The organism is Virgisporangium aliadipatigenens (assembly GCF_016863615.1).
Taxonomy (GTDB): domain Bacteria; phylum Actinomycetota; class Actinomycetes; order Mycobacteriales; family Micromonosporaceae; genus Virgisporangium; species Virgisporangium aliadipatigenens.
On the sequence record NZ_BOPF01000013.1, the window covers coordinates 124,785 to 145,438 of the forward strand.

Consider the following 20,654-nt stretch of genomic DNA (forward strand, 5'->3'; position numbering starts at 1 on the left):
TCAAGGTTTGTCGAGGTCCTAGCGTCGCCTCCATGAGCGACACAGACGCCGACATCCGGGCGATCACACAGGTCATCGCCACCGTCGAACACTCGCAGAACAACGAGCTGCCCGACGAGTTCCTCGAGCTGTTCCGCGCGGACGCGATCTGGACCACCGGGCACGGCAGGCGGCTCTTCGGTCGGGACGCGATCGCGGAGTTCACGCGGCAGGTGCTGCCCGGCGGGATGCGGGGCCTGACGGTGGCGTTCACGCTGGAGCACGTGCTGTTCATCCGGCCCGACGTCGCGGCCGTGAAGGTGCGGCAGGTGTACTCGTCGGCGGACGGGCCGGGCGACGAGGGTTCGCCGATGTGGGTCATGGCGCGGGAGAACGGGCGGTGGCTGCTCACCGCCTGCCAGAACACCATCGTGGTCGCCTGACACAGCACCGGCGGCCGCCCCCGTCGGGAGTGGCCGCCGGTGCGGTGCGAACGTCAGATCAGGCCCAGGCGCTGGACCGCGTCGCGCTCCTCGGTCAGCTCGGCCACCGACGCGTCGATCCGGCCCCGGGAGAACTCGTCCACCTCGAGCCCCTGCACGATCTCCCACTTGCCGCCGGCGGAGGTCACCGGGAACGACGAGACCAGCCCGGCCGGCACCCCGTAGGAGCCGTCCGAGACGATGGCCGCCGAGGTCCAGTCGCCCTCCGGGGTGCCGTTGACCCAGTCGTAGACGTGGTCGATGGCGGCCGACGCGGCGGAGGCCGCCGACGAGGCCCCACGTACCTCGATGATCTCCGCGCCGCGCTTGGCGACCCGCGGGATGAACTCGTCCACCAGCCAGCCGCGGTCGACCGCCTCGGCGACGGAACGCCCCTCGACCAGCGCGTGCGACACGTCCGGGTACTGGGTCGCCGAGTGGTTGCCCCAGATGGTGACCTTCTTCAGCGCGGAGACCGACACGCCCAGCTTGCCGGCGAGCTGCGCCAGCGCGCGGTTGTGGTCCAGGCGCGTCATGGCGGTGAAGCGGTCGGCCGGAACGTCCGGGGCGTGCGACTGCGCGATGAGCGCGTTGGTGTTGGCCGGGTTGCCGACCACGAGCACCTTGATGTCGGCGGCGGCGCCGGCGTTGATCGCCTCGCCCTGCGGCTTGAAGATGCCGCCGTTGGCCTCCAGCAGGTCGCCGCGCTCCATGCCCTTGGTCCGCGGGCGCGCACCGACCAGCAGCGCGACGTTGGCGCCGTCGAACGCCGCCTTCGGGTTGTCGAACACGTCAACGCCGCTGAGCAGCGGGAACGCCCCGTCCTGCAGCTCCAGCGCGGTCCCCTCGGCGGCGCGGACGGCGGCCGGGATCTCCAGGAGCCGCAGCCTCACCGGCGTCTGCGCCCCGAGCAACTGGCCCGATGCGATCCGGAACAGCAGGGCGTATCCGATCTGCCCTGCCGCCCCGGTGACGGTTACGTTGACCGGGGTCTCAGCCATGCGAACTCCTCGTTGGTCGGCAAGCATTCGTTCTCGCGACCATATCGCCACCCGGATCCGCCGGTGACGCGGCCGGGCAATGTGTGCCCCCGGACGCGCGATGTACGCCTCAGGCCGCGGCCGTCGTGGCGGAGATGAGGTCGCGGAGCCGGGCCGCGTCCTTCTGCGCCTGGTCGCCGCAGCAGTTGTTCAGCAGAACGTGCACCGCGTCGGACTCCTCCGCGAGCGGCCGGATGCGGCGCACCCAGGCGCGCAGTTCCTGCTCGGTGTACGCGTAGCGGAACTTCTCCTGCTTGTCACCGGTGTCCCAGGCGTGGCTGTGCCCGTGGAAGCGGATCACCACCGGGTCGGCCGTGCCCACCAGGATCGGCGGCACCGACGTCTCCGAGCCCTGCGGCATGTCCACGCAGCAGAACGACGCGCCCAGTTCGACGAGGAACGTCAGCGTCTCCAGCGAGCGCCGCTGATCGGTGAACCACGACCCGTGCCGCAGCTCGACGGCCACCGGCAGCGGCCGGCAGCGCTCGACGGTGTGTGCGATCCTGCGCCGCCCGGCGTCGGTGCACACGAGCCACGGCGGGAACTGCAACAACACCACGCCCAGCTTGCCGGCCGAGGCGATCGGCGCGACGAACTCGTGAAAGCGTTCCCACACGATGTCCACAGTGGACTCGGGCAGGTCGGCCCGGCGGACCGTACGCCGCGACGTGTAGGGGCGCAGGTCGGCGGGGAGCTTGTCGACGGGCGTGGAGTGCCCGGTCAGCAGGCTGAACGCCTTGACGTTGAACGTGAAGTCGTCCGGCGTCCGCTCGACCCACGCGCGGGAGGTCTCCACCGCCGGGATGGCGTAGTAGCTGGTGTCGACCTCGACGATCGGGAACCGCTCCGCGTAGTAGGCGAGCCGCCCCGCCGGGGTGTTCACCGACTTCGGGTACCAGCCGGAGGCGAGCAGCAACCGGTCGGCCCAGGAGGACGTGCCCACGAGAATCTCGCCCATCGGATAATTGCACCGCTGTAATTCGATCCCCGCAACCGGGCGTGTGTCACGCAGGGTCAGCGCGCCGCCCGTCTCGCGCGGTAGGCGTTGACCGCCGCACGATTGCCGCATCCCGCGTCGCAGAAGCGTTTCGAGCGGTTCTTCGACAGGTCCACGAACACGTTGTCGCAGTCCGGAAAGTCGCAGATCCGTAGCCGTCGCAATTCACCCTCACGGACGACATCGACCATCGCCATCGCCGCCTCGACGGCCATCCGGTCGGCAAGCGGCGCGTCGGACGGCGTGGCGTGCAGGTGATACGGCCACGCGTCGTGCCGGACGAGCTGCGGCAGCGCCTTCGCCTCGCGCAGCAACGCGTTGACGATCTCCACGACCTCGTCCTCGTCGGCGTCCCACAGGCGGCGCAGCCGCGGCCGCAGGGCGCGCACGGAACGCAGTTCGGCCGTGGTGCGCTCGTGCCGTCCGGTCCACCCGTTGGCCGCGTAGAACTCGGCCAGAGCGGCCGGGTCGGGCAGCCGCTCCTCGCCCCGGCCGGCCGTGTTGACCAGGTGGGCGGCGGCCACGAGAGCCACCTCCGTGTCATGAGCGAAGACCACGTTGACTCCTGTCACCCGGCCCGACTAGTGTCATGAGTAAAGGACCACTTTGCACATTACACCTCGAGGGGGTTCCGATGCGGGTCGACGGACTGGGCCTGGCGGTGCTCTCCGCCGCGACGTTCGGCACGTCCGGTATCTTCGCGCGTTCGCTCATCGACGCGGGATGGTCCGCCGACAGCGCGGTCGCCGCCCGGATCGGCATCGCCGCGCTGGTGCTCGCCGCGCCGGCCCTCCTGGCACTGCGCGGCCGGTGGGCCGTCGCCCGGCGCGCGGCCGGCACGATCGGGCTGTTCGGGCTGCTGGCGGTGGCCGGCGCGCAGGTCGCGTTCTTCAACGCCGTTCGCTATCTGCCGGTCGGGGTCGCGCTGCTGATCGAGTACTCCGGCATCGTTCTCGTGGTCGCCTGGATGTGGGCCGCACACGGCCACCGCCCGCGCCGGCTCACGATCGGCGGCACGCTCGCGGCGATGGTCGGCCTCGTGCTGGTCCTCGACCTCACCGGCACGGCCCGCGTCGACCCCGTCGGCGTGCTGTGGGGCCTCGCCGCCGCCGTCGGGCTCGCCGCGTACTTCGTGATCTCCGCACGGGTCGACCCCGAGCTGCCCTCCGTCACGCTCGCCGCGGGCGGCATGGCGGTCGGCGCCGGCCTGCTCTTCGCGCTCGGGGCCGTCGGCGCCATGCCGATGACCGCGACCTTCGGCACCGTCGAGTTCGCCGGCGAGCGGGTGAGCTGGCTCGTGCCGGTCCTCGGGCTCTCGCTGGTCGCGGCCGTCGTCTCCTACGTCGCGGGGATCGGGGCCGCCCGGGTGCTCGGCGCCGCGGTCTCGTCGTTCGTCGGGCTCACCGAGGTCGTGTTCGCCGTCCTCTTCGCCTGGTTGATTCTGGGCGAACTCCCGACGCTCGTGCAGGCCGCCGGCGGAGCGCTCATCGTCGCGGGGATCGTGCTCGTGCGGCTCGACGGGCTGCGTGCCACCGCACCCGAGCCCGAGCGCGAGCCGGTGCCGGCCTGAGTCTCACGCGTCGCCGGCCCGGGCGCGCGACAGCACCTCCTCGGTCGTGAGCGGGCTCTTCGGGTGGTGCGTCAGGCACAGCGGCGTGCGCACCTTGCGGAACGGTTCGCCCTCCAGCGCCACGTAGAACTGCCCGCTGCGCAGCTGCGAGATGTCCGGGACGTCGCCGCCCTTCGCCCTGGCCATCTCGCGCGCGGCATCGATCTGGATCGGCGCATTGAGCAGCCCGAAGAACTGCGTCGTCGCGTTCCCCGGGATCTGGTTGTGCAGGCCCTTCGGCGCCTGCGTGGCGAAGACCAGGCCCAGCCCGTACTTGCGGGCCTGCGACACCAGCGACAGCGTGCTGCGCGTGCAGGCGGTCATCGCCCCGGCGGGCGCTAGCGTCTGCGCCTCGTCCATGACGAACAGCCCGCCCAACGGCCGGTCCCCCGCCGGATTCCGCTTCACCCAGGCGAAGAGCGCCATCTGGAGCTGGTTCACGAAGCTCTGCCGCTGCTCGTCGGAGGGCAGCCCGACGAAACTGATCACCGAGACGCGGGCCCGCTTGCCTTCCGGCGGCGACAGCAGCACACCCGGGTCGACCGCCTCCCCGATCCCGCCGAACATCGGATCGTTGACCCGCGCGGCGGTCAGGTTCTGGCCCAGTTCCTTGGCGATGTCGAAGGCCTTGTCGATGTCGCTGACGCCGTCGGGCAGGTCGTTCAGCATCCCGATGAACCCGCGCAGCGTCGTCTCCCGGTGCGACCGTCCGTAGTGGACAAGCGCCTCCTTGAGAACGGCCCTGGCCCGATCCGCCTTCGCGGTGTTCCCGGTGACCTTCGCCCGGGGCGCCAACGCCGCCAGCGCCGCCTCCACCGCCGCCTCGAACTCGTCCGGGTCGTCCACGAAGCTGTGGAAGTCCGGCAGCGGCTGGAAACTGATCGGGCGGCCCGCCTCGCGCCGCGGCGTCCACACGACGACGTCCACGTCGGCGAGGTAGTCGCGCGACTTCCGGGCGTCTCCGTCGCCCCACGCCGCGGGCTCCTGCGGCCAGGCGTCGCCGAGCCTCGCGAGGTCGTTGTTGGGGTCGAGGACGATCGACGAGACGCCCTGGAGTGCGCACTCCTCGACCAGGCGCCGGATGAGCACCGTCTTGCCGGAGCCGGAGCCGGCGAAGATGGCGGTGTGCTTGCGCAGCGCCTCCAGGTCCACGGCGACCGGGGCGGCGTCGTCGAATCCCGCGCCCAGGCGGATCGAGGGGGTCCTTGATTCCGGCGTGCGGTGGCGCCCCCACGTGGCGGCCCGCTCCAATGTGGACATCCCGTCCACGGCGGCCCCCTGCGTCGGCGTCCCCGCCTCCGGCGGAACTGCCCGGGCCTCCGGCGGGACTGTCCCGCCCTCCGGCGCAGCCGTAACGGCCTCCGGCGCGGGCGCGGCCGGCCGTGCTTCCGCGCCCAGCGGCTCGGCGGCCGGCGACTCGGTGACAAACGGCTCGGCGGCCGGCGCCCCGGGCAGGTCGGCCAGCGCTTCCGCCAGTGCCTCGCGCAGGAACGGCAGCTCCCGCGTCGGCCTCCGGGCAACCAGCCAGCCCTGCAGGTCGGCCGGTTTGCTCGCGATCAGGTCCCGAAGGGCGGCCAGGATGCGCAGGTCCTCGGGGCCGACGGCCAGCTTCCGACCGCCGGCCATCTCGAACGCCCGCACCATCTCCGCCGTCTTCTGCCCACCCGGCCACGGGCCGTTGCGCAGGATGAACAGTCGCCGTCGGGAGACCCCCTCGGCGAGTCCGCTCTCCAGGCACGCCTTGCGCAGCCTGTTCTGCACCGCGATGTGGTGTCCGGCCGTGATCGCGCGGAAGGCCCAGTGCGCCTGTTCCTCGGTCTCCTCGACCAGGGTCTTGTGCAGCCGGGCGTGCAACGGCGGCTTCGTGCTGGGCGGGGTGTCCTGCTCGAAAAGGCGGCCCGCGTCGCCGCGTTCGAAGATCCACGCGGCGAGTCCCGCCGAGAGCAGGCGGGGCAGCTCAGCGTCCTCGTTGTCCGGCCTTATTTCCGTGGGAACGTCGGGCCGCCGACGCAGTTCCGCGTACTGCCGGTCGAGGGGGCCGAGATCGTCCACCGGCCGGACGGGCACGAGCGGCAGGTCGTCCCCCTCCGGCGAACCGAGGGACGTCATCTCCCGCACCACGCCGTCCTGGACACAGGCGCTGATGTGCCGGCTGACGTTCTGGAGAAGCTGCCTGGGGCGGAAGTCCTGCGCGGTGTCGAACGCCTCCTCGCGAACCGGCCAGGTCGGGTACGGCGGTTCGAAGTCGACCGTGTCGAAGTGCGCCCTGAGCCGCTTCGCGACGAGCTGCCGACCGACACCCGGCGTGGGGATCTGCCCCAGGTGCTTCGCCTCGGTGAACCGGTCCTGGACGGCGGCGATCGCCTGACTCTTGATCACCTGCCACGAGGTCGGCTGCAGGGCGACCACCGTGACCGTCTTGCGGGTCGCCTCGCGCAGGTCCATGAGAACGGTGGCGATCTGATCGAGCACGTAGGCGTCCTGCGGCTCGACGCCCCGTCCGCCCTCCATCGCGTGCACGTACGGCGTGAGCACACCGTCGATCTGGTCCACCGCGATCACCGACGGGCCCGTCACGGCGAGCAGCCAGGAGATCTCGCTGACCACCGACTCCGGCGGCTTCACGCCTCGGGGCAGGCCCCACGCCATGCGTTCGCCCGGCTCGCACTCGTCGGCCGACGACAGGAACGTGGTCGCGATCTCCACCGCGCGCAGGTCGTCGGAGTGCAGCATGACCAGGGCGCGCGCGGTGTCGCGGCATTTGCGGCCGACCTCCCGCTGGGCCTTGAACAGCGCCGCGGCGAACATGTCGAGCGCCTCCTTGCTCAGCGGTTCGGCCCCGAGGACGGCCTGCCGGGCGGCGAACGGCACCCCGACGAACAGCGTCAGCCGCTGGAGGAACAGCCCCAACTGCGTGGTGTCCGGCCCGTTGGTGCGGTTGAGCCCGTCCACCATCGCCTGAGCGACGCTGTGCCAGAACCGCCGGCCGTCGAGCAGGCTCACCACGAAGAAGTAGCCGTCCCGGTCCTGCACCTGCCGTCGGATCCAACCCAGCAGGTGGGTCTTGCCGGAGCCGCGCTGGCCCTGGACGACGACGCCGGTCGGACTGGGGATCCGCTTGCGGGCGTCGTCTATCGCCGCCACCACCTGGTGAACGACGTTGCGGTGCAGGGTCTCCACGTGGAACGGCGACGGATCCCAGATGTCCTCGTTGCTCGGCGCGAGGTGGATCCGCAGCCCTTCGAGAGCCTTGAGACCGAGATCGTCGCTCACAACGCCGCCGCTCATGACGCCGCCTCGCTTCGCTCCCCGGCGCCCTGAGACACAAGCGCACCCCGCCCCATGATTCGCTCCCGCAAACGTCCGCTCATGACGCGTCGATCGCCAGGGCGTGCTGGTCCCGGTCTCCGATCCGGACGGCCGCTTCGCGGGATCGCGGCGTCAACGCCTTCTGATTGGTTTCCTCCTCCAGGGACACGTCCGGGAAGCGGCTCATCAGCCGCAGCACGCCGTCGAGGTCCCGCCGTGGCACGTCGACGAGCCGCTCGCGCAGGTCGGCGAGTCCCACCCAGGACCCGGCCGGCCGGGCCAACTCCCGGTAGGCCCGACGCACGGACAGTTCGATCTGGTCGGCGGCCGGTGCGGAGGCCCGAACCGGCGCCGGCGCCTCCGCCGCGGGGGCCGTGTCGGGGAGGCCGCCGAAGACCTGGGCGAGGCTGCGCCCGGTGCGGTCCAGGTACCGGCCGAGCCCGTTGAGCACGGCGAAGAGCCCGAGCCCGTACGACCCGCTTCGGGGACCGGCCGCATCGCCGAGACGCTCCCCCAAGAAATGCCAGCCTTTATCCGTGAGTGTGTGTACAAACGGCTTGACATTCGTGTCGGTCTGCATCACCTTGGCGTCGTTGAGCTTCGTCCAGCTGGGCTTCTTCGGCTTGAGGGAGTCCGCATAAAGCTCGCCGATTTCGTTATTCGACAGGCCCCTGTTTTCGATCATGAGGATGAGCAACAGCGCAAACTCGGGCTGCGACAGTTTCAGGTCAGACATCGTTGTTCCCCCTTGGTGACATGATCCGGCGAGTGTCCAGAAAGCGGTGGATCTGGGCGAGTACGCGATCCACGTGGTGGAGCACCTGTTCGTTGGTGAATCGCAGGACGGCATATCCGTCGAGCTGCAGCAGCACGTCGCGTTCGCGGTCGCTGGCGAACTGCACCTCGTCCCGGTGGCCGGGCCCGTCGATCTCGACGACGCAGCGTTCGCGGCGCCACACGAGGTCCAGGCGCACCGGGTTGATCAGAGGGCCGAAGGCGTGCGGCTCGTTCCAGGAGCGGCCGCCGGACCAGTCACACGTGGCGAGCCGGGACTCCAGCAGCCCCTCGGCGGTGCTGCGGGGATGCGGCCGCCCGGCGAGCGGCGGGTAGGCCACCGCGGACGTCGGGGCGGGCGCCGGGGACGGGACGGCGGCACCGGGTGGGCAGAACGGCAGCTCGTCCAGCCAGTCGACCCCGTCGAGCGGCTCGCCGGCGAACCACACCCCGAGGTTGCCGCGGTCCGCGAGCCACCGGCCGGCCGCCGCCAATGCCTGCTGAGCAGGGCCGGAGAGGCCTGCGGGAACGGCCACGAGGAGGGCGGCGTCGCGACGGGCGAAGCTCGCGGCGAGCACTCGCGCCAACCCGGCACACCGAACCTCCGGACCGAACCGTCCGACGACGGGCGGCCGCGACCGCAGGGAGCGCTCGGCGAGGTCGGCGAGGAACGGGGCCGACTGCCGGCGGGCCCGCGCCGCGTGCACGGCCACGAACCGCGCGGCGGCCGCACCGGCACCGGCGGGCGAGTCGATGCCCCGGGCGTCGGGCAGCCACGCCGGATACAGCTCGCGCGCCACCCGGTCGAACTCCGCCAGCACGACCTCGACCACCTCGACCGGCCGGGTGGCCGCCACCGCCGTCCAGGTGAGCACCGCGGGTCCGTCGGCCGGCAGCGGGTCCAACGACAATACGAGTGCCGGCACGGCGGTGCCGGTAATTCTGACCGGACGGCCAATGGGAAGTTTTGCCCAGGACTCAGCCACGCAACATCCCTCGAATACAGGTGCGCCGATTTTGCCGATCGCGTTACTCGCCTGGCAAGGGTCCGCCCGTACTGTCCGATCACACCGTAACAGCCAAAAAATCATCCGGTCCGTGCTGTCAGTTGCCCGACCGCTCTGATATCGAGATCGACAATCGCGGGAAATCGTCCCTAGAATGGCCGCCGTGTCGACGCCTGACATTTCGCGGGAAACGAGTCGCGAGCAGGACGCCGTCCGCATTCTATTGATCATTTCCGCGGCCGCGACGCCGATCCCCGGGGACGGCGCGGGCGGGTCGGACTGGGTCGCCGTCCTGGAGAGCCAGGTGCGGCTGCAGAAGCTCGACTTCTGGGTGCGCAACCCCGACTACTTCTCGATCGCGCTGATGCAGGAGTACCAGGAGACCTCGGACCAGCGGCTGTTCGACCTCGCCCAGTCCATCTTGGACAGTGAGGAGCCGGAGGTGCGCCGCTATCCGATGCTGCGTTACCTCTTCGGCGCATGGGAGCGGCTCGACGACGCGCTGGCCGTGCTGCGCAGCGCCGGGCTGGTCGTTCGGCGGCGGCGCGGGGCGGTCGGCACCCGGGCGCAGAGCTTCTACTACCTGACCCGGCGCGGGCGGGAGGTGGCCGAGCGGATCGTGCGCGAGCATCCGGTGTTCCGCTACTTCGTGGACCGCACGCGACTCGTCGCGGACTTCACCGACGGCCGGTTGGGCACACACCTCAAGGAGCTGCAGTACCGCCAGGAGGAGTACCGGGACACCGAGCTGCGGCAACGGATCAGGCCGGTCACTCCCCGCGCCCGGGCGCTCCTGGAGGAGCTCGGGCGCGCCGACGACGGCGGACGGAGAAGCGCGTGACGGCCACCGACGACCTCGTCGCCCGGGTCGCGGCGGCCACCGGGCACACGCCCGACGAGGTGCGTGCGGTGCTCGACCCGTTCGACCGGGCGGGGGCGGTGGCGCTGCCCCGGCCGGTGCGCGTGCTGCGCCTGCGGATCGCCGGTACGCGCAGCGTCGAGCCGTTGGGGGCGTTCGACCGGGAGTTCCGGCTCGACGCGGGGCTCACGGTGCTCGTCGCCGACAACCTGCGCGGCAAGACCAGCGTGCTGGAACTCATCACGTGGTGCCTGCGCGGCACCCCGCGCGCCGGTCTTCAGGGCGTCGTGCGCTCCTGGCTGTCCACAGTGGAGTGCGACGCGCTGGTCGCCGGCCGGCCGCTGGAGTTCCGGTTGCGGCTGCGCGGTGGCACGCTCGTCGAGGGGCGCGTCGTGTCGGCGGACACCGAGCTGGTGCACGCCACCGACGAGACCTCCTATGGGGAACGGGTCGCCGCGCTGATGATGGAGCTGCTGCACCTCGAGCCGCTGGAGTCCCAGTCGAGCCGTTCGGCCTCAGGGCGCAACACCTACGGCTGGCCGTCGTACTTCGGCGCGATGTACCTGCCCGCCGGCCGTGAGCCCGCGCTGCTCGGCGACGACGTGATGGGCGGGATGCCGGGGCGGCTGCTCCAGGTCTTCCTCGACCTGCCGGGAGCGGCGGTGCTGACCCGGCTGAAGGCGTTCCGGGACAGCGTGGTGAGCGCCGCGCGGGCGGCCGCCGCCGACGCGCAGCGGCTGCGCGACCTCATGGCCCGTAAGCGCGCGGAGGCCGATCGCCGGCTCACCGACGCCCGCGCCGCGCTGGCGGAGCTGGACGGGAAGGAGCCGGTCGCACTGTCCACAGTGGTCGATGACATCACCCGGCTCAGCCGCGCCGTCGTCGCCGCCGAGGCGGAGAGCCGCGATGCGCTGAAGACGTTCGACCTGATCAAGAGACAGCGGCAGCACGACGAGATGAGGCTGGCCGACCTCCGCGAGCACGACGCGGCCCGGCAGCTCTTCTACGCCCTTGACCCGGCGGCGTGTCCGCGCTGTGAGGCGCCCGTGACCGACGAGCGCCGCGCCGCCGAGAAGCGGCACGCGACCTGCGCCGTCTGCGCCCGTCCCCTCGGCGCCCGCGACCACGCCGACGATCAGGAGGTCGAACGGGAGGCGCACTACCGCCTGACGGCCAGCCGCGACGCGGAGAAGCTCGCGCGGGACAACGCCGACGACCACGTGCGGCGCGCCGCACGGCTGCGGGACGCGCTGGCCGACGCGGAGCGGCGGCTCACCGACGCCGACGGCGCCGCCCGAATGGCCGCGCGCAGCGACCTGGCTAGGGAGGTCGCCCGCTGGGAGGGATCCGTCGCGGCGCTCGATTCCACGGCGATCCCGGGCGCACCGACGCACCCGACCGAGCAGTCCGTCCTCGACGCGGCGATCGACGCGCTCGAGGCGGGCCGCAACGCCGCGAGCGAGCGGCTGTTCGACGAACTCGACCGGCGCATCGCCGATCTCGCGCGCCGCTTCGGCTTCCGCGACCTCGAGCGGGTGCAGATCGACAAGCAGGCGCGGCTGAAGGTGTTCAAGACCGGTGGGCCGGTGGAAAACTTCAGCGGCCAGAGCCCGGGCGAACGGCTCCGGCTGCGCATCGCCGTCGTGGTGGCGCTCCTGCAGGTCGGGCACGGGCACGGCAACGCGAGCCATCCCGGGTTTCTGATGATCGACAGCCCGTGCGCCGAAGAGGTGCAGGACGCCGACGCGGCCGCGTTGCTGCACGCGCTGGAGCGGCTCTGCGCGGAGACGCCGGACCTGCAGATCCTGGTCACCACGGCCGACGAAGGGCTGGTCCGGCGCACGCTCAGCGAGGCGACCGTCATCGCGCCGCCGGCACCCGGTGCGCCGCTGTGGTAGGCACGCCCGGCCGTGCGGACACCGACGCGGGCTCCGAGAACGCCGACGCCGGCTCGGACGAACGACTCGAGTGGCTGCTCGCCGGCCTCGCCCGGCAGGAGAGCCTGCTGGCGGTGACCGACAGCATCGACGCCCTGCTGAGCGACGCGGCCTTTGCGACGCGAAAGGGAGAGCACCTGCACGCGGCCTTCACCACCGGACACCGCTCCACTGTGGACGAACGCCCCCTGGTCGCCGCGGCGTTTCTCGAGGGTTTGCTGCGGCTGGCGATCCTCGGCGGATGGCGGCCGTTCGAGGTGCTCGCGATCCTGACCGCACGGAGGCGACCCGGGGCCGACCCGGACTATCTCGAACGCCTGCCGACCCTGCTCGGCGCGGCGCTCGACGTGTGGGGCGCGGAGCCGACGTTCGCGGACGCGATCCGGGCCGCGCTGGCGGGACTGCCGGACGCCGGCTACGAACTCGCGCTGGACGAGTTGCGGCAAGCGGTCGACGCGCCACCGGAAGAGGTGCCGGCCCGGCTGGAGAATGCGCGCACCGGATTCGTCGCCGTGACGGCCGCCGAGGAGGGGCGGCTCGACGCGGACCTGCACGTCGCGGGCATCGACGCGCTGGTCGCTTTTCTTGCCCGGGACCTGCCGGCGCTGCGCCGGGCCTGCCGCGCGGTGGTGACCCTGGTCGACGAGCGCACCAGACTGTCCTGGCCCGCTCCGCCACCACTCTGGCGGGAGCCCCGCCACGCCGCCGAACTCCGCTGGGAACGCCTCGCGATCGTGCTCGACCGCGCGGCGGCCACGATGGCCGAAGAGGTGTGGCTCGACGCGATCATCGCGCTGGGCGAGATCCGGGAGGCGTACGAGTGGGACGCCGTGCCGCTGCCCGGGGCCGGCGACGCAGCCGGGCTCCGCGCGGCGATCCGCGCCACGGTGGAGGAAGCGCTGCGGAGCAACGGGGTGCTGCGGCTCCAGACGCGGCGGGCCGCCGAGGAGGACGGCTCCGGGTGGCTCATCGCGCTGTGCGAACGGCTGGCCTGAGACCCACGGCCCGCCCTACCGGAGACGGGCCGCGGGTCCACGACGGCTACGCCGCCGGTGCGGGTTCCCCGTCGAGCGCCAGATCCTTCTGGACCCGCGGGTCACCCTCGTCGGCCACGTAGTCGTCGTCGCGGGTCTCGTCCTCGCCGTGCGGCACCTTCGCGGCGTTCAGGATCAGCGTCCCGACGACCGCGACGAGCACGTTGACGAGCACCGCCACGATGCCGACGTAGATGGTCCGCTTGGTGTCGAACCCGAACTCCGACAGCGGGAACGCCGAACCGCCGAAGTGCGCGCGCTTCGTGGCGGCGTTCGGGATCTGGTAGAGCATCCACATGCCGAGGCTCATACCGGCGACCCAACCCGCGATCAGCGCACCCCGGTGGAACCACCGGGTGAGCAGCCCCAGCGCCACGGCCGGCAGCGTCTGCAGGATGATCACGCCGCCGATGAGCTGCAGGTCGATGGAGAACTGCGGGTCCAGGAAGATGATGACCAGCACCGCGCCGATCTTCACGACGAGCGAGGTCACCTTGCTGACCTGGGCCTCCTGCGCGGGCGTGGCGTCGCGCTTGAAGTACTCCTTGTAGATGTTGCGGGTGAACAGGTTCGCCGCCGCGATGGACATGATCGCCGCCGGCACCAGGGCACCGATCCCGACGGCCGCGAACGCGATGCCCGCGAACCAGGACGGGAACTGCTGGTCGAACAGCAGCGGCACGACGGTGTTCGAGTCCACGGTGCCGGCCGTGGCGCCGGGCAGCGGCTTCACCTTGGCCGCGATCGCCATGTAGCCGAGCAGGGCGATGAGCCCGAGCAGCAGGCTGTAGGCCGGCAGCGCGACCATGTTCCGCTTGATGACGCCGCGGTTCTTGCTCGCCAGCACGCCGGTGATGCTGTGCGGGTAGAGGAACAGCGCCAGCGCCGAGCCCAGCGCCAGCGTGAAGTACTGGAGCTGGTTGTTGGTGTTGAGCGTGATGCCGTCGTTCGGCGCCGGCGACGCCGTGAACTTCGCGTCGGCCGCATCGAAGATCGCGCCCCAGCCGCCCAGCTTCGACGGGATGTAGATGATCGCCACGATGATCACCAGATAGATCAGCGTGTCCTTCACGAACGCGATCAGCGCCGGCGCCCGCAGCCCCGACTGGTACGTGTACGCCGCCAGGATCACGAACGCGATGATGATCGGCGTGTGCCGGGCCAGCGCACTCTCGCCGGTCAGGCCCATCGTCTTGAGCACCGCCTCGATGCCGATCAGCTGCAGTGCGATGTACGGCATGGTGGCCACGATGCCGGTGACCGCGACGAGCAGCGCGAGCAGCGGCGAGCCGAACCGCCCGCGCACGAAGTCGGCCGGCGTCACGTACCCGTGCCGGTGCGACACCGACCAGAGGCGGATCAGCACCAGGAACACCATCGGGTACATGATCACCGTGTACGGCACGGCGAAGAAGCCGGCCGCACCCGCGCCGAACAGCAGCGCCGGCACCGCCACGAACGTGTACGCGGTGTACAGGTCTCCGCCGACCAGGAACCAGGTGATCCAGGAGCCGAAGTTCCGGCCGCCGAGGCCCCACTCGTCGAGGTGCTGCAGGTCGGTGGGGCGCCGCCAGCGGGCCGCCACGAAGCCCATGCCGGAGACCAGCACGAACAGCAGCGTGAAGATGACGATCTCGGTCATGTGGTCACGCCACATCGTCGGCTCCCTTCGACGGCGCGTCGGTCGCCGAGGCGGCGGCGGTGCGTGGACGGGTCATCCGGTACACGAACGTGGTCGTGCCGACGCCGAGCGCGATGAACGCGAACTGGAGCCAGTAGAAGAACGGAAAGCCGAAGAGCCTCGGTTCCTCCGAGTTGTACAGAAAGGTCAACAGCGGCACGACGACCGGAACGATCAGCAGCCAGTTCCATGGACTGCTGTCACTCCGGCGCACGGGCGGGGGGTTGGTCATCACCACTCCTGGGTGCACGGCGGGTGCAGACGGTAATGACCATGAGTCCAACGTGACCGCCGCCACAGGTCAAGGACATCGATAACCGTTCGGCGCGGCGTACCTACCGGTCAGCGAGAAACCGCAGGTGAGCGGTCTCGTTCACGCCGCGGACCGAAATGCCACCATCGGGGTACAGGTCGACGGTGGAGATCCCGGCCGGGTCCAGATGCGCCCGGTGGAGAAACGCCTCACCCGCCGCCAGCGCGTCGCGCAGGATCAGTTTGATCGGCGAGACGTGGGAGACCACGGCGATGTTTCCCTGGGGGAACCGGGTCCTGATCCGCGAGACCGCCGCCTGCACACGCGTCGCCACCGTCTCGAAGGACTCGCCGCCCGGCGGCGCGACATCGCCCGAGGCGAGCCAGGCGTTCACCCGGTCCGGCCAGCGTTCGCGCACCTCGGCGAAGGTCAGGCCGTCCCAGTCGCCGAAGTCGCATTCGATCAGGTCGGGATCGGTCACGATCGGCGCCTTGAGGAACTCGGCCGTGCGCAGGCAGCGTTCCAGCGGGGAGGAGACGACGGCGTCGATCGCCACGCCGGTGAGGCTGTCCGCGACGGCCCGGGCCTGGGCGAGCCCGCGCTCCGTCAGCGCAACGTCGACCCGCCCGGAGTAGCGGCGCTGCGCCGTCAGCGACGTCTCGCCGTGCCGGATCAGGATCAGCCGCAGCGGCGCGGCCAGCCGCGGCTCCCAACCACCGGCCGGCACCGCGGCTCCCACGGTGCCACCGCTGCCGACCGGCGGGGCGGCGGCACCCCGGGCGGGAGAGGCGCCGGCCGCGATGTCCCGGGCCAGGCGGCGTCCCGGCGAGTCGGGACCGGCGATCTCGGGCCGCGGGAGTGGAGCGGGCTCCGCATCGTCGGCGACGTCCCGCGCCGAGCGGACCGGCTTGCCCGCGGCCGCGTCCATCGCCCGGTTGGCCAGCGCGTCCGCGCGCTTGTTCTGTGCCCGCGGGATCCACGAAAACCGCACCACGTCGAACCGGCGCACCAGGTCGGCCGCCTTCGCGGCGAGCGGGCGCAGGCCCTCGTTCTTGATCTGCCAGCGGCCGGACATCTGCTCGACCACGAGCTTCGAGTCCATCCGCGCGTCGACCTCGGTCGCCCCGAGCGCGACGGCCGCCTCGAGGCCGGCGATCAACCCGCCGTACTCGGCGACGTTGTTCGTGGCGGTGCCGATCGACTCGGCGCGCTCGGCGAGGATCTCCCCCGTGGTCGCGTCCAGCACCACCGCGCCGTAGCCCGCCGGCCCCGGATTGCCCCGCGACCCGCCGTCCGCCTCGACAATGACCCTCACAGGGCTACCCGCTCAGCGCACGGCTCCGCCCCACGGCGGCTTCCCTCCGCTGCGCTCCGGTCCAGGCGCCGTGCTCTGCGCTCGCTCATATACCTGACTCTGCCGTACGGACCAGGATCCGGCGGCACTCCTCGCAGCGCACCACCTCGTCGGGTGCCGCCGCCCGCACGCGGGTCTTCTCGCCGCCGGACAGCTCCAACCGGCACCCGCCGCAGCGGCCGTGCTGCAGCAGCGCCGCGCCCATGCCGGTCGACTCGCGGATCTGCTCGTAGAGCTTCACCAGGTCGGCCGGCAGGTCCGCCACCAGCGGCGCCCGCCCGGCACGCCGGAACTCCACGTCCCGGTCGATCCCGGACAGGGTGGCCGCACGTCGCGACTCGGTCTCCTCCAGCTTGACCTGCAGGGCGGTGAGCCGGTCGGAGACCTCGGTCAAGGCGGCGTCAGCCGCCTCCCGCTTCTCCATCAGCTCCAGCTCGACGTCCTCGAGTTCGCGCTGACGGCGGGCGAGCGTGGCCAGTTCGTGCTGGGTCGCCTCCAGTTCCTTGGCGGTGCCGGTGCCGGCGTCTAGCCGCTTCTGGTCCCGGTCCGCGCGGGTGCGCACCTGCTCGACGTCGCGCTCGATCCGCTCGATGTCGCGGTCGAGGTCGTCGACGGCGACCTGGGCGGTGGCGCGTTCGTCGGCGAGGGCCTGGGCCTCCTTGGTGAGCCGCTCCAACTCGGCGTGCTCCGGCAGGGTGCGCTTCTTGTGCGCGGCCTGCGCCAGCGCCGTGTCCAACGCCTGCAGGTCGAGCAGCCGCCGCTGGGACTCGGGATCAGCCTTCACCGGACCTCTTTTCAGCCTCTGGGGGACGGCGCGTGCACCGTCCACGGATCGGTGTCCACATCGGACACCACGGTCTGCACGGGCACGTCGCCGCGCAGCAGCTCGGCGGCGCCGTCGAGCCAGGGCCGTTCGGTCGCCCAGTGCGCCGCGTCCAGCAGCGCCGGCCCCTCGCCCGACACGTGCTCGCTCGCCGGGTGATGCCGCAGATCCGCGGTCAGATAGACGTCGGCGCCGGCCGCCGAGGCGTCCGCGAGGAACGGATCACCGGCACCTCCGCACACGGCAACCCGTTCGACCGAACGATCCGGATCACCCGCGGCCCGGACACCGATGGTCGTGGGCGGCAGCGCGCGGGCAGCGGATGCGGTCAGCTCGGCGAGGGACATCGGCGCCGATAGCGAACCGATCCGCCCGGTGCCCCGCGACGGGTCGGCCGGCGACGGCCGCAACGGCCGGGTGTCGACCAGCCCGAGCCGCGCGGCGAGCGCGTCCGAGACGCCGGGATTGGCCACGTCGGCGTTGGTGTGCGCGGTGAACAGCCCGATGCCGGCCCGGATCAGCCGGTGCACGATGCGCCCCTTGTACGTCGTGGGCGCCACGCTCGACACCCCGCGCAGCAGCAGCGGGTGGTGCGCGACGATCAGGTCCGCGCCGACCTTCTCCGCCTCGTCCACCGTCTCGGGCACGCAGTCCACGACGAAGAGCACCCGCGCGGCCGGCGCCTCGGGATCGCCGAGCACGAGACCGACCCGGTCCCACGACTCGGCCCAGGCGGGCGGGTACCGCGCTTCCAGCGCGGCGACCACATCAGCGATGCGGGCAGTCACCCGCGCGAGGCTACCAGTGCGTCCGACTCAGGACGGGCTGACCCGCGCACTGATCGCGTCGACCGCGAGCCGCCACGGGAAGGTGTCCACAATGGAGCCTCCGGTGCCGGGCGGGAAGGTCGGGATCTCCCCGTCGCCGTACAGGACCGTCACCCCCCACTCCCGCAGCGCCGCGACGCTCCGGGGGAACGCCGGATGCCGCGCCATCGCCTCGTTGGTGAAGGGCACCGCGACGATCGGGAGCCGCTTGCCCAGCCCCTCCACGATGAGGCCCAACGCGAGCGTGTCGGCGATGCCGGCGGCCCACTTGTTGACCGTGTTGACGGTCGCCGGCGCCACCAGCACGGCGTCGGCCGGCGGCAGCACGTCCGGATCACCCGGGAACTTGTACCGGTGCCGCACCGGGTGCCCGGTCAGCTCGGCGATCTCCGGTACATCGAGCCACTTCAACCCGTCCGGGGTCGACACGACGCACACGTCCCACCCGTCGTCCTGCGCGTGCCGGACCGCCCCGGCCGCTCCGCGGGACGCCGGAGAACCGCACACGACGAGGTAGAGGACCCCTCGCCGGCCCGTCATCGTGGAGTGCCGTCAGACGCCCACCCCCATGTGTTCCGCCAACTCGGCAACCGGCTGGGGTGGCGTTCCACGGGTGCGGCGCAGGATGTCACTGAGTACCTCCCGGGCGAGGGGCCGGCAACGGATCTCCGATGGCGCCAACCTATCCCCTTCCAGGAGCATTTCGCTCGCCCTGCTCACATCGCCCACCAGCGCGTATCCCCGGGCAATGTCGAGGAAATGGTGTGCCCTGCGCTCCGGCAGCAGCCGGGAGAACGCCTCCATGTTCAGCGTCTCGTGCACCTCGATCGCCAGGCGCCCCTCCCCCATCTCGACGGCCGCCGCGGCGCGGTGCAGGTGCACGTTCGTCGGCCCGAACGAGGTCCAGTAGTGGTTCTGGTCGCCGTCGAGCCCACGGGCGGCCTCCTCGGCACCGGTGAGCAGGTCCCGCACGGTCGCCATGTCGCCGATCCGGGCGGCCGCCATGACGCCCTGGAGCAGGAGCGCGCCGTAGACGCTCAGCCGTTCCGCCGTGGTGTCCTCGGGGCCTCCGGGGGCCAGCCGGTTGGCGATGTTGACGTTGACCTCCAGCGCCGGGCGGGCCCGGCCCATCGACAGCAGCGCCAGCGCGACCCGGTACGTGGCGGTACCGGCCAGCAGCGGATCGTTGGCCCGCTGCGACACCGCGATCGAACGGTCGCCGGCCAGCCAGCCCAGCTCGTGCTCACCGAGTTTGCGCAGCGTGCTGGAGGCGATCTGGTACACCTCGCCCAGCAGGTGCGCGGCGTCGGAGGACTGCTCCGTCCCCGCGAACGCCGTGTCCGCCGCCTGCGCGTCGCGCAACAGCTTCGGCAGGGCCCGCGCCAGCACCCCGTACTTGGCGTGCTGGTACGTCAGCCAGGCATGGCCGACGGCCTTGCGCATCTCCGGCAGCGCCGGCGGCTCCGGCGGCGCGTAGAAGAACGCGCTGATCTGGTCGTAGCGCTCGAGTGCGGCCCGGATCTCCTCCACCTCGACCTGGTCGATGCAGTTCACGCTGTCCGGACGCCGCTGCGGGTCCTTGCCCAGCAGCAGTTGCACGTCCAGTTGCAGCACGTCGGCGATCTCGTACACCACCGAGAACTTGTCCAGCCGGCGCACCCCGCGCTCGACCTTGTCGACCCAGCTCTTCGACTTGCCCAGGCGGTCCGCGAACACCTGTTGGGACATCTTCCGTCGAGTCCGCCAGTACGCCACCCGGCGCCCGATCGGCAGCTCGTCCACGTCGGTTACCCCCTTGTCGCGACCGGCCGGCCCAAGGCCGATCGAGGTGATGCCCCGTCCGTGGCACGTCGCACGGTCTGTGCGGTCGTGCCGCCTCTCATCGATCTACCGTCTGTTCTGCAAGTTGCAGAACCCTTCATATGTCGGGTGCAACGACCGGCGTAGGGATCTGTAACGGCGGTCGACGAGAGGACCAGACGTAATGCTGAGCCACCCCCCACCGTTCGGCCCCGGCCGCTACCTCCAACGGCTCATCCTGCGCCGCGCCGCCCAGCGGTACGCCGCCCGCAACTGGCCCGTCGTCCCCGGCGCCACCCTGACCGACGGCCGGTTCGACTGCGGGGAACCGGGCTGTCCGACCATCGCCCAACACCCCGCCCTCACCGACTGGGAAAGCGAAGCCACCAACGACACCGGCCGGATCACCGACTGGTGGCGACTGCAGGATCACGGCGTGCTGCTGGCCACCGGGCGCAGCTTCGACGTCCTGGAACTCGCGGGCCGCGCGGGCCGTCAGGTCTCCCGGGCGGTCCATGGACCGATCGCCGTCGCACCCCGCCTGCGCTGGATGTTCCTCGTCCGCGCCGGCGGGACCCTGCTGGGGGAACTGGCGGAGCACTCCGCGGTCGTCCTGCACCGCTCCGGCTCGTGGATCCCGGCCCCGCCGACGCCCCTGCCGGAAGGCCGGGTGCGCTGGGTACGCACGCCGGAGAGCTGTGACTGGCGCCTGCCGGGCGCGGAGGAGGTGCAGCGCGCGGCGTTGGCCGCCCTGGCGTACGACCGGCAGCCGCGTCAGCTGTGGTGGCCCCAAAATCGAACAGCGTGATCTTGTCGTGACAGTCCGCAAACATCACGCCAAACGTAGGCGACGCCGCTCCACGGGTCGACACCCGCGCGGGTTCCCCCA

At 71.6% G+C, this 20,654-nt stretch carries 19 protein-coding genes; 6 read left to right on the forward strand and 13 right to left on the reverse strand.

What is annotated here, in order from left to right; all coding sequences use genetic code 11:
* Window positions 1–32 precede the first annotated feature (32 nt).
* The gene (locus Val02_RS19310; protein ID WP_203900512.1) at window positions 33–422 is read left to right on the forward strand and encodes an SgcJ/EcaC family oxidoreductase; all 390 of its coding nucleotides are present in this window, start codon (window positions 33–35) and stop codon (window positions 420–422) included.
* Window positions 423–475: 53 nt separating this feature from the next.
* Here Val02_RS19310 and Val02_RS19315 read toward each other — a convergent pair whose 3' ends face one another.
* The 3 genes from Val02_RS19315 to Val02_RS19325 form a co-directional block, all read right to left on the reverse strand.
* Window positions 476–1,462 carry a malate dehydrogenase gene (locus Val02_RS19315; protein WP_203900513.1) on the reverse strand — a complete coding sequence of 329 codons (987 nt, stop codon included), beginning with the start codon at window positions 1,460–1,462 and terminating at the stop codon, window positions 476–478.
* A 109-nt stretch (window positions 1,463–1,571) separates the two neighbouring features.
* A complete protein-coding gene (locus Val02_RS19320; protein ID WP_203900514.1) occupies window positions 1,572–2,459 on the reverse strand; it encodes a DUF72 domain-containing protein in 888 nt (295 codons plus the stop codon).
* Between the two features lie 56 nt (window positions 2,460–2,515).
* On the reverse strand, window positions 2,516–3,055 hold the full coding sequence (locus Val02_RS19325; protein WP_203900515.1) for a CGNR zinc finger domain-containing protein: 540 nt from the start codon (window positions 3,053–3,055) through the stop codon (window positions 2,516–2,518).
* A 77-nt stretch (window positions 3,056–3,132) separates the two neighbouring features.
* Here Val02_RS19325 and Val02_RS19330 point away from each other — a divergent pair, with 77 nt between their 5' ends.
* Window positions 3,133–4,068, forward strand: a complete 936-nt coding sequence (locus Val02_RS19330; RefSeq protein WP_203900516.1) for an EamA family transporter — start codon at window positions 3,133–3,135, stop codon at window positions 4,066–4,068.
* Window positions 4,069–4,071: 3 nt separating this feature from the next.
* Here Val02_RS19330 and Val02_RS19335 read toward each other — a convergent pair whose 3' ends face one another.
* The 3 genes from Val02_RS19335 to Val02_RS19345 form a co-directional block, all read right to left on the reverse strand.
* Window positions 4,072–7,395 (reverse strand): helicase HerA domain-containing protein, encoded by a 3,324-nt coding sequence (locus tag Val02_RS19335; protein WP_203900517.1) that lies wholly within the window; start codon window positions 7,393–7,395, stop codon window positions 4,072–4,074.
* Between the two features lie 79 nt (window positions 7,396–7,474).
* On the reverse strand, window positions 7,475–8,152 hold the full coding sequence (locus Val02_RS19340; RefSeq protein ID WP_203900518.1) for a hypothetical protein: 678 nt from the start codon (window positions 8,150–8,152) through the stop codon (window positions 7,475–7,477).
* Complete coding sequence (locus Val02_RS19345) at window positions 8,145–9,116, reverse strand: endonuclease domain-containing protein (RefSeq protein ID WP_203900519.1); 972 nt, start codon at window positions 9,114–9,116, stop codon at window positions 8,145–8,147. Before Val02_RS19345 ends, Val02_RS19340 begins: the two co-directional genes overlap by 8 nt.
* Window positions 9,117–9,360: 244 nt before the next feature.
* Here Val02_RS19345 and Val02_RS19350 point away from each other — a divergent pair, with 244 nt between their 5' ends.
* The 3 genes from Val02_RS19350 to Val02_RS19360 are packed head-to-tail and all read left to right on the forward strand — an operon-like array spanning window position 9,361 to window position 12,988.
* Window positions 9,361–10,038: a hypothetical protein gene (locus tag Val02_RS19350; RefSeq protein ID WP_239153180.1), complete on the forward strand. Its 678-nt coding sequence runs from the start codon at window positions 9,361–9,363 to the stop codon at window positions 10,036–10,038.
* Window positions 10,035–11,954 carry an ATP-binding protein gene (locus Val02_RS19355; protein ID WP_203900520.1) on the forward strand — a complete coding sequence of 640 codons (1,920 nt, stop codon included), beginning with the start codon at window positions 10,035–10,037 and terminating at the stop codon, window positions 11,952–11,954. The genes Val02_RS19350 and Val02_RS19355 overlap by 4 nt, the downstream gene beginning before the upstream one ends.
* A complete protein-coding gene (locus Val02_RS19360; protein ID WP_203900521.1) occupies window positions 11,948–12,988 on the forward strand; it encodes a hypothetical protein in 1,041 nt (346 codons plus the stop codon). Before Val02_RS19355 ends, Val02_RS19360 begins: the two co-directional genes overlap by 7 nt.
* Window positions 12,989–13,034: 46 nt before the next feature.
* On the opposite strand, the gene mctP is transcribed toward Val02_RS19360, so the two are convergent.
* From mctP to Val02_RS19395, 7 genes are all read right to left on the reverse strand, one after another.
* Window positions 13,035–14,684, reverse strand: a complete 1,650-nt coding sequence (gene mctP / locus Val02_RS19365; protein ID WP_203900522.1) for a monocarboxylate uptake permease MctP — start codon at window positions 14,682–14,684, stop codon at window positions 13,035–13,037.
* Window positions 14,674–14,940 (reverse strand): DUF3311 domain-containing protein, encoded by a 267-nt coding sequence (locus tag Val02_RS19370; protein ID WP_203900523.1) that lies wholly within the window; start codon window positions 14,938–14,940, stop codon window positions 14,674–14,676. The genes mctP and Val02_RS19370 overlap by 11 nt, the downstream gene beginning before the upstream one ends.
* Window positions 14,941–15,043: 103 nt before the next feature.
* Window positions 15,044–16,276, reverse strand: a complete 1,233-nt coding sequence (locus tag Val02_RS19375) for a bifunctional RNase H/acid phosphatase (RefSeq protein WP_203900524.1) — start codon at window positions 16,274–16,276, stop codon at window positions 15,044–15,046.
* An 85-nt stretch (window positions 16,277–16,361) separates the two neighbouring features.
* Window positions 16,362–17,099, reverse strand: a complete 738-nt coding sequence (locus Val02_RS19380; protein ID WP_203900525.1) for a zinc ribbon domain-containing protein — start codon at window positions 17,097–17,099, stop codon at window positions 16,362–16,364.
* An 11-nt stretch (window positions 17,100–17,110) separates the two neighbouring features.
* On the reverse strand, window positions 17,111–17,926 hold the full coding sequence (locus Val02_RS19385; RefSeq protein WP_239153181.1) for a Nif3-like dinuclear metal center hexameric protein: 816 nt from the start codon (window positions 17,924–17,926) through the stop codon (window positions 17,111–17,113).
* A 27-nt stretch (window positions 17,927–17,953) separates the two neighbouring features.
* Entirely contained in the window at window positions 17,954–18,505 is a 552-nt protein-coding gene (locus Val02_RS19390; RefSeq protein ID WP_203900526.1) for a flavoprotein, read from the reverse strand.
* A 12-nt stretch (window positions 18,506–18,517) separates the two neighbouring features.
* Complete coding sequence (locus Val02_RS19395) at window positions 18,518–19,747, reverse strand: helix-turn-helix domain-containing protein (protein ID WP_203900527.1); 1,230 nt, start codon at window positions 19,745–19,747, stop codon at window positions 18,518–18,520.
* Window positions 19,748–19,949: 202 nt separating this feature from the next.
* Here Val02_RS19395 and Val02_RS19400 point away from each other — a divergent pair, with 202 nt between their 5' ends.
* The gene (locus Val02_RS19400) at window positions 19,950–20,573 is read left to right on the forward strand and encodes a bifunctional DNA primase/polymerase (protein WP_203900528.1); all 624 of its coding nucleotides are present in this window, start codon (window positions 19,950–19,952) and stop codon (window positions 20,571–20,573) included.
* The last annotated feature ends 81 nt before the right edge of the window (window positions 20,574–20,654 follow it).

Coding starts and splice junctions, on each gene's coding strand:
- Val02_RS19310 (WP_203900512.1), top strand. CDS start 33: ATGAGCGACACAGACGCCGACATCCGGGCGATCACACAGGTCATCGCC.
- Val02_RS19315 (WP_203900513.1), bottom strand. CDS start 1,462: ATGGCTGAGACCCCGGTCAACGTAACCGTCACCGGGGCGGCAGGGCAG.
- Val02_RS19320 (WP_203900514.1), bottom strand. CDS start 2,459: ATGGGCGAGATTCTCGTGGGCACGTCCTCCTGGGCCGACCGGTTGCTG.
- Val02_RS19330 (WP_203900516.1), top strand. CDS start 3,133: ATGCGGGTCGACGGACTGGGCCTGGCGGTGCTCTCCGCCGCGACGTTC.
- Val02_RS19335 (WP_203900517.1), bottom strand. CDS start 7,395: ATGAGCGGCGGCGTTGTGAGCGACGATCTCGGTCTCAAGGCTCTCGAA.
- Val02_RS19340 (WP_203900518.1), bottom strand. CDS start 8,152: ATGTCTGACCTGAAACTGTCGCAGCCCGAGTTTGCGCTGTTGCTCATC.
- mctP (WP_203900522.1), bottom strand. CDS start 14,684: ATGTGGCGTGACCACATGACCGAGATCGTCATCTTCACGCTGCTGTTC.
- Val02_RS19370 (WP_203900523.1), bottom strand. CDS start 14,940: ATGACCAACCCCCCGCCCGTGCGCCGGAGTGACAGCAGTCCATGGAAC.
- Val02_RS19390 (WP_203900526.1), bottom strand. CDS start 18,505: ATGACGGGCCGGCGAGGGGTCCTCTACCTCGTCGTGTGCGGTTCTCCG.
- Val02_RS19400 (WP_203900528.1), top strand. CDS start 19,950: ATGCTGAGCCACCCCCCACCGTTCGGCCCCGGCCGCTACCTCCAACGG.